Raw genomic sequence first — 13,642 nt, forward strand, 5'->3', positions numbered from 1 at the left:
CTCCTCGCTCCCACCTACACCCTCCAAAAAGCGGCTACAGTTTTAATTTTGCCTTAAACAGTGGAAATATAATCGTTTTCCCCATAAAAAAAGCTACCCATAATGGATAGCGTTTCATCCTTTGATTTTTGTTGCTAGCTCAAGCAACTCTTTTGCATGTTTTTTCGTCAGTTCTGTAATTTCTACACCAGAAATCATCCGGCCGATTTCCTTTACTTTTTCTTCGTCCGATAATTCTTTGACTGACGTTCTTGTGCGGCTTCCATCTGTTTCTTTCGCAATAAACAAATGCGTATCAGCCATCGCCGCTACTTGCGGCAGGTGGGAAATGCAAAGCACTTGCGAATCGATGGAGATGCGGTAAATTTTTTCGGCAATCGCCTGTGCAACCCGGCCGCTAACCCCCGTATCGACTTCATCAAAAATAATCGATGTAACTCCTTGATGTTTGGAAAATATGCTTTTTAATGCAAGCATGATGCGCGACAATTCCCCGCCAGAGGCAATTTTCGCTAACGGTTTTAACGGTTCGCCAACGTTTGTGGAAATATAAAATTCCACATCATCGACACCATCTTCATGAAATTTCACTGGTACACCATCAAGCAGCGGTGCATCAAGCGATCCTTCTCGTTTCGTAAATACGATATCAAATTGTGTTTTTTCCATATACAGCTCTTTTAATTCTTGATGAATATGGTTAATTAATGTTTTCGCGTACTTTTTGCGAACATTCGTCACATTTTTCGCTTCGATTAATAAATCTTCCGTCACCGATTTCAATTCTTTTTGCAGTTCGTGAATATGGGTTTCGCGATGTTGAATCGTATCGATTTCTTCTGTAATTTTTTCTGCATATTGCAAAATATCTTCGATGGTCGATCCGTATTTTCGTTTTAATTGATTGATTTCACTAAGGCGGCTTTCAATAAAATCAAGGCGGGCTGGATCATATTCCAATTGTTCGAGTTCATCGCGTAATTTATACGTAATATCCTCCAATAAATAATAACTATTCGCAATCGTTTCATACGCTTCTTTTAATGCCGGGTCAATAGAAGCGACATCATCTAAATGGCTCATTGCCAAACCAATCCAGTCAAGACCGCGCTGCTCGCCGGATAATGCCTCATAACTATGTTTAAGCGCTTCGTAAATCTTTTGGAAGTTCATAATTTTTACTTTTTCTTCCATCAACTGTTCATCTTCGTTTGGCTGTAAATTCGCTTTTTGAATTTCATCTAGCTGAAATGTTAATAAATCAAGGCGATGCGCCATTTGCTGCTCATTTTCATTTAGCTTTTTTAGTTTCTTCCGCAATTGTTCATACTTCTCATAAACGGCGCGATATTCCTCAAGAGCCTCCGCAATTTCCGCCCCGCCGTATTCATCAAGTAGCGGAAGATGCCGAGATGGATTCATTAATTCTTGATGTTCATGTTGCCCATGAATATCGACAAGCGTAGAACCGATATCGCGCAATATAGCCGTCGTCACTAATTTTCCGTTTACGCGGCATACGCTTTTTCCAGTTGCGAAAATTTCACGGCGCAAAACAACCATGCCTTCGCTAATGTCAATGCCGACTTCGGCACATTTGTCATAACATGGATGGTTTTCATTATCTAGTAAAAAAAGTCCTTCTATTTCCGCCTTGTCTTCTCCGTAGCGGACAAATTCTGCCGAACCCCGTCCTCCGATCAGCAGATGGATCGCATCAATAATAATCGACTTTCCCGCTCCCGTTTCCCCAGTTAACACCGTCAGTCCTTTTTCAAACGAAATGGACAATGATTCAATAATCGCAAAATTTTTTATGGATAATTCCGCTAGCAAGTGGAATCACCACCTTCATTTAAAGCATTTCTAATAATTGTTTGGAAACCTTCTCGGCATCTTCCGCTGTTCGACAAATAATAAGACAAGTGTCATCTCCACAAATCGTTCCAACGATTTCGTTCCAGTCTAAATTATCAAGCAAAACACCAATGGCATGCGCATTGCCTGGCAATGTTTTTAAAACGAGCAAATTGCCAGCACCATCAAGCTTGATAAACACATCCATTAAAGCGCGTTTTAATTTTTGAACAGGATTAAAACGCTGATCGGAAGGAAGGCTATATTTATAACGGCCATTTGCCATCGGCACCTTGACAAGCTGCATTTCTTTAATGTCTCTTGACACCGTCGCCTGCGTGACATTAAACCCTGCTTTCTTAAGCATATCAACGAGCTCATCTTGTGTTTCTATGTCGTGGCTCATAATAATTTCGCGAATTTTAATATGCCTTTGTCCTTTATTCAAATTCGACACCTCTCACAAGTAAATTCACGGTAAAAACGGGAATAACCATGTCCGTTATTCCCTTTCTTAAGTAGAATTGCTTTTCAGCTGCAAATGAGCTTCTTTCACTACCGCGCTTACCGATTGCGATAAGAAGTTTTCACCCATTTCTTTGCCGCCTTGGAAGCGAAGATGAAGCAAAAATTCGATATTCCCGTCCCCGCCGGTAATCGGGGAATACGATAAGTTCATGACATCAAATCCTTCGCAAAGCGCAAAGTCGATAATGGACGTTAACACTTCTTCATGCACGTTCGGGTCGCGAACGATGCCTTTTTTGCCGACTTTTTCTTTGCCGGCTTCGAATTGCGGTTTGACTAAAGCGATCACATCGCTTTCAGGGACAAGCACGGTCTTTAATACAGGCAATATTAGTTTCAATGAAATAAATGAGACATCGATCGTCGCAAATTGTGGAAGCCCTTTCGTAAAATAATCAGGCGTGACGTAGCGGAAATTCGTCCGTTCCATCACAACAACACGATCATCTTGGCGTAATTTCCATGCGAGTTGGTTATAGCCGACGTCAACCGCGTATGATAATTTTGCCCCATGCTGCAACGCGCAATCTGTAAATCCTCCCGTAGATGCCCCGATATCTAAAATAATTTTATCTTGGACACTGACATCAAACGTGCGCAACGCTTTTTCCAGCTTCAATCCTCCGCGGCTTACATACGGAAGCACGTCTCCTTTTATCGTTAGCGGGATATCTGCAGGCACCTTTTCTCCAGGCTTGTCTAATCGAATTTCATTCGAATACACAAGCCCAGCCATAATCGCGCGTTTTGCTTTTTCACGCGTCTCTATTAAACCTCGTTGAACAAGCAATACATCCAGACGTTCTTTTTTCCCTTTCATCTCTCATGCCCTTTTTTGTTTTCTTGGTATAATGGTTTTTACACGATCAATAATATGTGCTGTCGTTAAACCAATTTCATTTAACAACTCTTTGACACTGCCGTGTTCAATGAAGCGGTCAGGAATGCCCATTCGGTTAATCACCGCTTGATGATAGCCATGGTCGTGGGCAAACTCCAAAACAGCGCTGCCAAAGCCGCCTTGCAACACCGCTTCTTCAATCGTTAAAATTGGGATATTGCTTTCTAACAAATCATGCAACATTTTCTCATCCATCGGTTTAATAAAACGAGCGTTCACTACTTTTACAGAAATATTATCTTTAGCAAGCTTCTCTGCGGCCTCTAATGCCATGGAAATCGTAGTGCCAAACGTTAAAATCGCTAAATCTCGGCCTTCGCGCAATACTTCCCACGTTCCTATCGGAATTTTCTTCAATTCTTCATCGAGCTTGACGCCAAGTCCGTTGCCGCGCGGAAAGCGAAGCGCGATTGGTCCGTCATCATATTGAATCGCCGTATACACCATATGCTGCCCTTCGTTTTCGTCCTTTGGCATCATAATGACAAGGTTCGGAACGTGGCGCAAAAAGGCGATATCAAACACACCTTGGTGTGTTTCACCGTCCGCGCCGACTAGCCCTGCTCGATCAATGGCGAAAAAAACGTTTAAATTTTGCCGGCAAACATCATGAACAACTTGATCATACGCCCGCTGCAAAAACGTCGAGTAAATTGCTAAAAATGGCTTCATTCCTTGCGTCGCAAGCCCCGCAGCAAGCGTTGTTGCATGTTGTTCTGCAATTCCGACATCGAACATTCGGTCAGGAAATTCGCTTGCAAATCCTTCTAATTTTGATCCGACTGGCATTGCCGGTGTGATTGCGACAATCCGTTTATCTGTGCGAGCTAATTTTCGCACCGTCTCGCTAACAAGTTCGCTCCATGATGGAGCAGTATCCACCGGTTTTAGAAAATCACCTGTTTCAATTTTGTATGGTCCGGTACCATGCCATGTTCCGACTTTATCATTTTCCGCCGGACTATATCCCTTTCCTTTTTTCGTAATAACGTGAAGAAGTACAGGACCTTTTATTTTTTTGGCATAATGCAAATTCTCAAACAAATCGTCAAAATTATGTCCGTCAACAGGACCGAGATACGTAAACCCTAATTCTTCAAAAAAAACGCCTGAAACAAGCAAATATTTTAAGCTATCTTTAATGCGCTCTGCCGTTGCCGCTAACTTTCCGCCAACAGCTGGAATTCTTTTTAATAAAAATTCCAGCTCGTCTTTCACCCATTGATATTTGCCCGCTGTCCGCAACCGTCCTAACACATTATGGAGCGCGCCAACGTTTGGAGCAATGGACATTTCGTTATCGTTTAAAACGACGATGATATCTTTTTTCTCATGTCCGATATGATTTAATGCTTCGAGCGCCATACCGCCTGTTAATGCTCCGTCGCCAATAATCGGAACGATGTATTCATCCGTTCCTTTTAAATCGCGGGCAATTGCCATCCCCATCGCCGCAGATAAGGATGTAGAACTATGACCGGTTTCCCACACGTCATGTTCGCTTTCGCTTCTCTTTGGGAATCCCGATAAACCTTTATATTGACGTAATGTATCAAATTCGGATGCACGCCCCGTCAAAATTTTATGGACGTATGATTGGTGGCCGACATCCCAAATCAACTTATCTTTCGGACTATCAAACACTTTATGAAGCGCAATGGTCAGTTCGACAACGCCCAAATTTGGGCCGATATGCCCGCCTGTTTTCGACAGCTTTTCAATTAAAAATTTGCGAATATCAGCACTTAATTCGATTAACTGCTTTGTTGACATATTTTTTAAAAAGCGCGGATTTTTAATTTTGGTAACATCCAAACGAGATCACTCGCTTTCGTTTTTATCGTTCGCTTTTGTTATAGCTGATATAATACAGAAGTTAGTTATTATTATACATGATTAAACATAAAAAATCGATTTCCGTTAAAAAGAGAAAAAAGAGCCGCTAACACAACTGTGATAACGGCATGCAAGAAAAAACTCTCTATTATTTCACTATAACATATTCGCAAAGAAGCAGCAATGAGCGTTTCCTTAGTGGTCGCGCGTAGCGACTAAATCGCAAATATAACTTAGTACACTGTCATTTATTTCTGCTTTTTGCAAATAACGTTTTGCTTCTGCGATATGAAAAGATAGCTTTTCTTTCGCCCCAGCAATCGTTAAAAGCGATGGATATGTCACTTTTTTATTTTCTATATCGCTGCCAACCCGTTTGCCAATCTTTTCTTCTGAGCCTTCGATATCAAGAATGTCATCGCGAATTTGAAAAGCGAGACCGAGATGGGATGCAAACGTATGGAGATGGTGCAGCTGCTCGTCTTTCGCATCTGCGAGCAACGCTCCTGCCAATACGCTGTATTGCAGCATTTTCCCTGTTTTATGACGATGGATATATTCCAGCTGTTCAAGCGACAGCTGTTTTCCTTCTCCTTCGATATCGGCAACTTGCCCTGCCACCATTCCTTCCGGTCCAGCCGCTTTTGCCAGTTCTTCGATTAAACGAATCTTTGTCGCCGGAACGATGCGCGCATCACTCATTTCCGCAATCACTTGAAACGCGTAAGTGAGCAATCCGTCTCCCGCTAAAATAGCCATCGCTTCTCCAAACACTTTATGATTCGTCGGTTTCCCTCGTCGCAAATCATCGTTATCCATACTTGGCAAATCATCATGGATCAATGAGTATGTATGAATCATCTCAATAGCACACGCAACTGGAAGCCCGATATCCGGTTCTTTTCCAAACGAATGCAGCGTCGCAAACAACAGAAGCGGACGGATGCGCTTCCCGCCTGCCTCCAGCGAATAAGACATCGCCCGTTTAATCGTTCCAGGAGCATTCAGCCTTGCAATATAGTGCGGCAACGATTCTTCTAAACGCTGTTTTTGTTGTTGTAAAAATTGCTCTACCTCCGCCCGGTTCAAGGCTATTCCTCCTCCTGAATCGAGAAAGGAGCGAGTTGCCCATCCTCTCGTAAAATGTATTCCATCTGTTTTTCCACATGTTGCAATTTATCATGACAAAGTTTGGAAAGCTTCATTCCTTCTTGGAAAAAGGAAATCGCCTGTTCAAGCGGTACATTTCCTTCTTCTAACTTCTCGACAATTTCTTCTAATTTTGCCATCGCTTCTTCAAAAGTAAGCTCTTTTTCCTCACTCATGTAAATGCTTCTCCTCCATTCCCCATACATGACAATCAATTTGCCCATCTTGCAAACGCACTTGAATCGTATCTCCTAGTTGAAGCTGGCGAATGCTTTTTACAAGTTCCTTTTTTTCATTATAAACTAAGCTATAACCTCTCTCCATAATTTTGAGCGGACTAAGCGCATGCAAATGTGAAACGAGAGACGTAAAACGAAGCTGTTGATGATGAATATGGGAGCGCATCTCTTTTTCCAATGATTTAGTAAGAGATTCGTGTTTTTCTTTCATTCTTGATAACTGTTCGTTCGGGTGATGCCGCAACAATTTCAAGCGAAGCTGCTCGAGCCGTTCGCGTTTTTTATCAAAAAGCCGTTCTATATGACGTTCGAGACGTTCTAGCAAAGAGTCTAATTGCTGTTCCTTTTGTTCATATAGTTTTTCTGGATAACGAAACGCATACGATTTTTGCAAGCGCAAAAGACGATCGGATTCTGTCGCTATTTTTTCTTTCATCGCGCGCATTAACCGCAATTTTCGTTGTGAAATCCGTTCCATCAATTCCGCAATATGCGGCACCGCCAGTTCCGCAGCACCGGTTGGGGTTGGGGCGCGCAAATCGGCAACAAAATCGGCAATCGTAAAATCCGTTTCGTGTCCAACCGCGGAAATAATCGGCACTTCGGAAGCAAAAATCGCACGGGCGACTATTTCTTCATTAAACGCCCATAACTCTTCGATCGAACCGCCTCCACGTCCGACAATAAGCACATCGATGTAGCCAAGCTCGTTTGCTTTTTCAATAGAGCGAACGATGGATTCTGCAGCTTGTTCCCCCTGAACGAGCGTCGGAAATAAAATCACTGTCGCAATTGGGTAGCGGCGGCGAATCGTCGTCATAATATCGCGAATCGCCGCGCCGGTCGGGGAAGTGACCACACCGATATAGCGTGGAAACGCAGGAATCGGCTTTTTATGCTCTGGCGAAAACAGTCCTTCTGCCTCCAGCCGCTTTTTTAGTTGTTCGTACGCCAAATATAAATTTCCGATTCCTTCTGGCTGCATTTCTTTCACATAAATTTGATAGTTTCCGCTCGGCTCGTACACCGAAATTTCGCCGCGAACGAGCACTTTCATGCCATCTTCCGGACGAAAGCTTAAATATTGATTATATCCAGCGAACATGACCGCTTGAATGCGGGCCTGTTCATCTTTTAACGTAAAGTACATATGTCCGCGCGAGTGGTATTTAAAATTAGAAATTTCCCCTTTGATCCATAAGTCGCGTAAATGCGGATCTACTTCAAATTTGCGCTTAATATATTTTGTCAACGCTCCAACGGTTACATATTTTACTTCTGCCACAAGCATAACCCTCGCTTATTAGTGAACTTCCCGATGCGCACGTTCTTTTGCCGCTTCGATCGTGTTATGAAGCAACATTGTAATCGTCATCGGTCCGACCCCTTTTGGAACCGGCGTGATATAGCTTGCCACTTCCTTTACTTCATCAAAGTTGACATCGCCGCAAAGTTTTCCGTTTTCTAACCGGTTGACGCCAACATCAATGACGATGGCCCCTTGTTTCACATGTTCCGCACCAATAAGACGCGCTTTGCCTACAGCAACAATTAAAATATCTGCTTGGCGCGTAATAGACGCTAAATCTTTTGTTTTTGAATGGCAGTACGTGACAGTCGCATGTTCGCGCAAAAATAATTGTCCGACCGGTTTGCCGACGATATTGCTGCGGCCAACGACCACAACGTGTTTTCCAGCGATATCCACTCCGATGGACTTTACCATCACTAAAATGCCATGTGGCGTGCAGGGGAGAAACGCTTTTTGCCCAACCATCATTCTTCCTACATTGATAGGATGAAACCCATCTACATCTTTTTCAGGTGAAATCGTTTCAATTACTTTTAATTCGTTAATATGCTTTGGAAGCGGAAGCTGCACTAAAATGCCGTGTACAGAAGGATCTTCGTTCAATTCTTTTATTTTCTCCAATAAAAATTCTTCTGTAATGGTAGCTGGAAATGTTAACAATGTAGAACGAATTCCGACTTCCGCACACGCTTTTTGTTTCCCCTTTACATATGAATGAGAAGCAGGATCATCGCCGACAAGAATCACTGCCAATCCTGGTTCGATTCCTTCACGTTTAAGCTGTTCTACCTCTTTGGCTAATTGCATCCGTTTTTCTTTTGCCAATTCTGCACCGCTAATGATTTGTGCTGTCATCGTTTCCATTTCCCCTCTCTATTCTTGAATATGTAACGCATCTTTCACTTTTGAAAGCACACCGTTTACAAAACGGCCTGATTTCGTGTCGCCAAATTTTTTCGCTAATTCGACCGCCTCATCTAAACTCACTTTAACCGGAACATCATCGACATATTTCATTTCATATGTCGCCATCCGCAAAATCGCCCGGTCAACGTTGGCAACACGCTCTAACGTCCATTTTTCAAGATTAGCGCGCAACAATGCATCAATTTCTTCTTGATGCTCTGTAACACCAATGACAAGCTGACGTAAAAATGGGTCGACCTCTTTGCCACCTGTTACGTTTTGCAGCGCTTCCTCTGGAGGTATATGCCCTACATCAACTTGAAATAGCGCCTGCAACGCCTTTTCTCTCGCTTCATGCCGCTTCATCATTTTCGCCTCCTTCCCTTAAACACGAACATTTATATGATGATCATATCATATTTTTCGGATAAACGATACTATTATTCACACAAATCATTAGCTCCATTTTTTAGCGGTTCATTTTCCGATCGTTCCTATGTCAAAATGGGAGTTTTTCATTGGGCAATCATCTTTTTTCCTGCATCTTCCTCTCCATAAAAAAGGCCCGTTCATTACAATAACAAACTTTCCGCAAAAATACAAAGGGGCACCATCGCTAAGCGAATGTGCCCTGCATTCTTATTGTTCTGCTTCTTGTTCTTTTCCTCCATCAAACTGAATTCCAACAATATGAACATTCACTTCGCTTGCTTCAAGCCCTGTCATGTTAAAGAGAGCCTGGCGAACGTTTTCTTGAACTTTTTTCGCTACATTTGGAATCGAAACGCCAAATTGAATGAGACAATAAATGTCGATCGCAACACCTTCTTCTCTTAAATCCACTTTTACGCCTTTTCCATGATTTTTCTTTCCAAAGCGTTCGACAACACCGGCAGCAAAGTTCCCCCGCATTTGCGCAATTCCTTCTACTTCACTTGCAGCGATGCCGGCGATGACTTCAATGACTTCAGGCGCAATTTCCACTTTTCCTAATCCGCCTTCTTCTTGCTCCATCTCAAAAATATGTTCTGACATCGTACACACCTCCCGTTATTATGATTTCATAATATCATATAACTCCAGAAATTTCGTATTAAACTCGCCTTTTACGAATTTTTCGTGCTCGAATAATTTTATGTGAAACGGAATCGTTGTATGAATACCATCAATGATAAACTCGCTTAATGCTCGCTTCATGCGGGCGATTGCTTCCTCACGGGTAGGGGCGTGTACGATCAATTTGGCAATCATCGAATCGTAATAAGGCGGAATCGTATAGCCTGGATATGCCGCGGAGTCAACCCGTACACCTAAACCGCCTGGAGGCAAGTACATATTGATTTTTCCAGGTGATGGCATAAAGTTTTTCTCTGGATTTTCCGCATTGATCCGACATTCAATGGCCCATCCGTTAAACGTCACTTCATCTTGGGTAAGCGACAGCTTTTCTCCTGAAGCAATGCGAATTTGTTCTTTAATCAAATCTACTCCGGTAATTAACTCTGTGACCGGATGCTCCACTTGAATGCGCGTATTCATTTCCATGAAGTAAAATTTTTTCTCGTTATGGTCATAAATAAATTCTACCGTACCAGCGCCGGTATAATTGACGGCGCGCGCCGCTTGCACTGCTGCTTGTCCCATTTTTTGACGCGTTTCCTCGTCAAGCGCCGGCGACGGTGCTTCCTCAACAAGCTTTTGTAGACGGCGTTGAATCGAGCAGTCACGTTCACCAAGATGGATGATATTTCCATATGAATCAGCAAGCACTTGAATTTCAACATGACGGAAGTCTTCAATGTATTTCTCTATGTATACACCTGGATTTCCAAACGCTGTGGCTGCCTCTTGCTGTGTAATGTTAATTCCTTTAACAAGCTCTTGCTCGTTTCTTGCCACGCGAATTCCTTTTCCGCCTCCGCCTGCTGTCGCTTTAATGATGACCGGATAGCCGATTTCGTTCGCTAAAGCAATCGCTTCATCCACACTTTCAATAATTCCTTTCGAACCTGGAACGATTGGTACGCCAGCCTCCCGCATCGTTTCACGAGCAACATCTTTAATTCCCATTTTTGTAATCGCTTCCGGGCTTGGACCGATAAACGTGATATTGCATTCACGGCATAGCTCAGCAAACGCGGCATTTTCGGCTAAAAACCCGTACCCTGGGTGAATCGCATCGCAGCCCGTCAACGTAGCCACACTCATGATATTGGTAAAGTTTAAATAACTATCTTTTGATGCTGTCGGACCAATGCAATACGCTTCATCCGCAAGCTGTACGTGAAGCGCATCGCGATCTGCTTCTGAAAAAACGGCAACCGTTTCAATTCCAAGCTCTTTGCAAGCACGAATAATTCGAACGGCGATTTCTCCGCGATTGGCAATTAATACTTTTTTAATCATCGCTCGTTCTCTCCCTTATTCCGGTTTCACAAGAAATAGAGGTTGTCCATACTCAACAAGCTGCCCGTTTTCAACAAGCACTTCAACGATCTCTCCATTTACCTCTGCTTCGATTTCGTTAAATAGCTTCATCGCTTCAATAATACAAACGACCGTATCTGTTTTTACTTTATCGCCCACTTTCACGTATGGAGGTGCGTCTGGCGATGGAGCTGCATAAAATGTGCCAACCATCGGCGAAGTGATTTTATGTAAATTTTCTGTATTTTTTACTTCTTGTTTTGGTGATTCTTGTTGTTTCACTTCTGTTGGCGAAGCAACTGGCTGTGTTGGCGCTTGCGGTTTTACTTCCTCTATTACCGGCTTTGCTGCTTGTTCCACTGCTGGTTGAACCGTCGCTTGAACCAGTGCTTCTTTGGTTGGTTTTTTCATATGTACTTTTGTTCCATCATGTTCGTAAACAAATTCTTCGATGTTTGATTGATCAATGAGACGAATCAGTTCGCGAATTTCTTGGATTTTCATTTTCTCCACACCTTTCTTTCCGTTGTTCAGATTATGAATTCGTTATTATAAAATCCATTCATAACGATTATACACATAATGATTATACAATAAAACGGTTTTTTTTTATCATAAAAATAAGCTGCCCTTTGTAGAGCAGCTGTTTTTCATTATCCAGCTGGTTGGAATTCGACAGTCACATTATCGACTTCCGGAATTTCACTTTTTACCATATGAATAACATCATTGGCAGATTGCGCAGAATGCTTTTTCGCTTTAATTGTCACACGCACTTGATCATCTTCAGCGCGCACCAATACATCATTATACCCACCTTTTGATTTGATTAATGTTTCTAATGTCGCCTCTTTTTCCGCTAACGCCTCTAGCTTTTCAATTTTATCCATTGCTTCGCTTTTTTGCTGTGCGGTTGCGTTTGCGGAAGCAACAATATCATTTAATTGGTCGCGCAACCGGCTTCGTTCATCCTCAATTTGCATGCGAAGAGCAGTAAATACATCATCGCTTGAAACGCTGGAAGTGACTTTCCCATCTTTTGTTTCCATTTCTTCCACCGCTACGTCTGCCTTTTCTTTATCATTTACTTGCTGCTTTGTCACATTTTCATTATTCGTAAAAGCCATATCGTCATTCATGTCTTTCGGGGCCGTTACATAATAAACGGATAACACAACGACTAAACTTAGCATCGTTAATAGCCAAACGGTTTGTCTCTTTAACATACAACCATCCTCCCCACAACGTATTATTTTTTCGGCAATACAGCAACACGATAGCTTGGAACATTTAAAACGCGCGTCACTGCCTCAACAATCCATTTTTTTATTTGTAAGTTATCAGCGCCTTTCGCCACTACTAATACCCCTCGAATTTCCGGTTTTTTTGTTGTCAGTACGATCGGCGTTTCGTTCTCCCCATCGCGAACGATAACGACTTGTTCATTAGTAGAATGGTTTTCAATTTTTCGCTTTCCACCTTCGCGATCCGTTTCCTCTGTTGTTTGTTGTTGAGTGACGCGATTTTTCTCCAATATTTTCGTTTCCGTTGTGTCAATATTGACGACGACGGTCACATCTTCAACCCCTTCGATAGCTTCCAATGCGGTTTTCAGCTGTTCTTCGTAACGTTGTTCATAAGCGGCGATGATTTTTGATTTCGTATCTTGTTTTTGTCCAAATACTGGTTCTGCTTGTTGCGGCTCTTCTACTTTTCCTTTGATTGTTGGCGTAACTTCTTCTTTAGAGAAGTGGCTCATCACCATTAATGCAATCCCTGCTAATAATAAGAGAAACACATACGAAAACGGCGTTCGCTTCTGTTCTCCAGCTTCTTTTTTGGTGGACAAAAACAATCGTTTAATGACCTCGAGCATCCCCCCATTCCCTCCCCTTTACTTGCACGGCAATTTTATTTTCATCTACTTCCCATGTTGTTGCTAAAAATGTGCGTATTTCTTTTTCAAGTTGGTGATCATTGTTTGGTTCATTGATCGGCTTTGATGTGTCAATAATAACAGGCTGAATTTCTCCCAGCTTCTCCTGTTTTGTCAGCACTACTTCAATCGTTTCAATATCTTTTGGAATTTGTAAATTCTCTTTTTCTTTTGTTTGAAGAGAGACGTCCTCCACGCTTAATCCATATTCTTTCATCAACTCCTCATCCACCTTGTTTTTCATCTGGACAGCCATTTGTTCTAAAATATATGCACGTTGTGAGGCTTGTATTTCTTTTTTCTTCATTTCGATTTCATTTTTCATCATTTCTTGTTGACTCCCCTTTTCTGATATAATCGAGGCGAACCATCGATCCGGATCGATGGACAACAATTTTAAAATCGGAGACAACATAAGCAAAAGCAAAATCAGTCCAACGACCATTTTTACATATTTTTGCATATTGCTAGATGGAAGCAGTAAATCGATCATCGTAGCAAATAAAATGAAAATAAGAATATTTGTAACCCATTCGATCACAATTTGCATT

General features: G+C 42.2%; 15 protein-coding genes. All 15 read right to left on the reverse strand.

Translation table 11 applies throughout. The features are described from left to right. Window positions 1-114: 114 nt before the first annotated feature. The gene (gene recN, locus DER53_RS16380) at window positions 115-1,836 is read right to left on the reverse strand and encodes a DNA repair protein RecN (protein WP_062752869.1); all 1,722 of its coding nucleotides are present in this window, start codon (window positions 1,834-1,836) and stop codon (window positions 115-117) included. Window positions 1,837-1,855: 19 nt separating this feature from the next. Continuing rightward, complete coding sequence (gene ahrC / locus DER53_RS16385) at window positions 1,856-2,305, reverse strand: transcriptional regulator AhrC/ArgR (RefSeq protein WP_015864438.1); 450 nt, start codon at window positions 2,303-2,305, stop codon at window positions 1,856-1,858. Window positions 2,306-2,371: 66 nt separating this feature from the next. Further along, entirely contained in the window at window positions 2,372-3,205 is an 834-nt protein-coding gene (locus DER53_RS16390; protein ID WP_062752871.1) for a TlyA family RNA methyltransferase, read from the reverse strand. Window positions 3,206-3,208: 3 nt separating this feature from the next. Further along, window positions 3,209-5,101, reverse strand: a complete 1,893-nt coding sequence (dxs, locus tag DER53_RS16395; protein WP_062752872.1) for a 1-deoxy-D-xylulose-5-phosphate synthase — start codon at window positions 5,099-5,101, stop codon at window positions 3,209-3,211. A 216-nt stretch (window positions 5,102-5,317) separates the two neighbouring features. After that, window positions 5,318-6,211 carry a polyprenyl synthetase family protein gene (locus DER53_RS16400; protein ID WP_015864441.1) on the reverse strand — a complete coding sequence of 298 codons (894 nt, stop codon included), beginning with the start codon at window positions 6,209-6,211 and terminating at the stop codon, window positions 5,318-5,320. 2 nt (window positions 6,212-6,213) lie between these two features. Further along, window positions 6,214-6,447 carry an exodeoxyribonuclease VII small subunit gene (locus DER53_RS16405; RefSeq protein WP_062752874.1) on the reverse strand — a complete coding sequence of 78 codons (234 nt, stop codon included), beginning with the start codon at window positions 6,445-6,447 and terminating at the stop codon, window positions 6,214-6,216. Beyond that, a complete protein-coding gene (gene xseA, locus DER53_RS16410) occupies window positions 6,440-7,801 on the reverse strand; it encodes an exodeoxyribonuclease VII large subunit (RefSeq protein ID WP_174525685.1) in 1,362 nt (453 codons plus the stop codon). The genes DER53_RS16405 and xseA overlap by 8 nt, the downstream gene beginning before the upstream one ends. Before the next feature lie 12 nt (window positions 7,802-7,813). Continuing rightward, window positions 7,814-8,677: a bifunctional methylenetetrahydrofolate dehydrogenase/methenyltetrahydrofolate cyclohydrolase FolD gene (gene folD / locus DER53_RS16415; protein WP_062753215.1), complete on the reverse strand. Its 864-nt coding sequence runs from the start codon at window positions 8,675-8,677 to the stop codon at window positions 7,814-7,816. 18 nt (window positions 8,678-8,695) lie between these two features. After that, window positions 8,696-9,094, reverse strand: a complete 399-nt coding sequence (gene nusB / locus DER53_RS16420) for a transcription antitermination factor NusB (protein ID WP_041269708.1) — start codon at window positions 9,092-9,094, stop codon at window positions 8,696-8,698. Between the two features lie 273 nt (window positions 9,095-9,367). Beyond that, complete coding sequence (locus tag DER53_RS16425; RefSeq protein WP_062752876.1) at window positions 9,368-9,763, reverse strand: Asp23/Gls24 family envelope stress response protein; 396 nt, start codon at window positions 9,761-9,763, stop codon at window positions 9,368-9,370. An 18-nt stretch (window positions 9,764-9,781) separates the two neighbouring features. Next, on the reverse strand, window positions 9,782-11,134 hold the full coding sequence (gene accC, locus DER53_RS16430) for an acetyl-CoA carboxylase biotin carboxylase subunit (RefSeq protein ID WP_015864448.1): 1,353 nt from the start codon (window positions 11,132-11,134) through the stop codon (window positions 9,782-9,784). A gap of 15 nt (window positions 11,135-11,149) precedes the next feature. Then, the gene (accB, locus tag DER53_RS16435; protein WP_015864449.1) at window positions 11,150-11,659 is read right to left on the reverse strand and encodes an acetyl-CoA carboxylase biotin carboxyl carrier protein; all 510 of its coding nucleotides are present in this window, start codon (window positions 11,657-11,659) and stop codon (window positions 11,150-11,152) included. Between the two features lie 149 nt (window positions 11,660-11,808). Next, window positions 11,809-12,381 carry a SpoIIIAH-like family protein gene (locus DER53_RS16440; RefSeq protein ID WP_015864450.1) on the reverse strand — a complete coding sequence of 191 codons (573 nt, stop codon included), beginning with the start codon at window positions 12,379-12,381 and terminating at the stop codon, window positions 11,809-11,811. A 23-nt stretch (window positions 12,382-12,404) separates the two neighbouring features. Continuing rightward, window positions 12,405-13,031 carry a stage III sporulation protein AG gene (gene spoIIIAG, locus DER53_RS16445; protein ID WP_015864451.1) on the reverse strand — a complete coding sequence of 209 codons (627 nt, stop codon included), beginning with the start codon at window positions 13,029-13,031 and terminating at the stop codon, window positions 12,405-12,407. Further along, complete coding sequence (gene spoIIIAF / locus DER53_RS16450) at window positions 13,015-13,641, reverse strand: stage III sporulation protein AF (RefSeq protein WP_015864452.1); 627 nt, start codon at window positions 13,639-13,641, stop codon at window positions 13,015-13,017. The genes spoIIIAG and spoIIIAF overlap by 17 nt, the downstream gene beginning before the upstream one ends. Between the last annotated feature and the right edge of the window lies 1 nt (window position 13,642).

Source organism: Parageobacillus toebii NBRC 107807, from assembly GCF_003688615.2.
Taxonomy (GTDB): domain Bacteria; phylum Bacillota; class Bacilli; order Bacillales; family Anoxybacillaceae; genus Parageobacillus_B; species Parageobacillus_B toebii.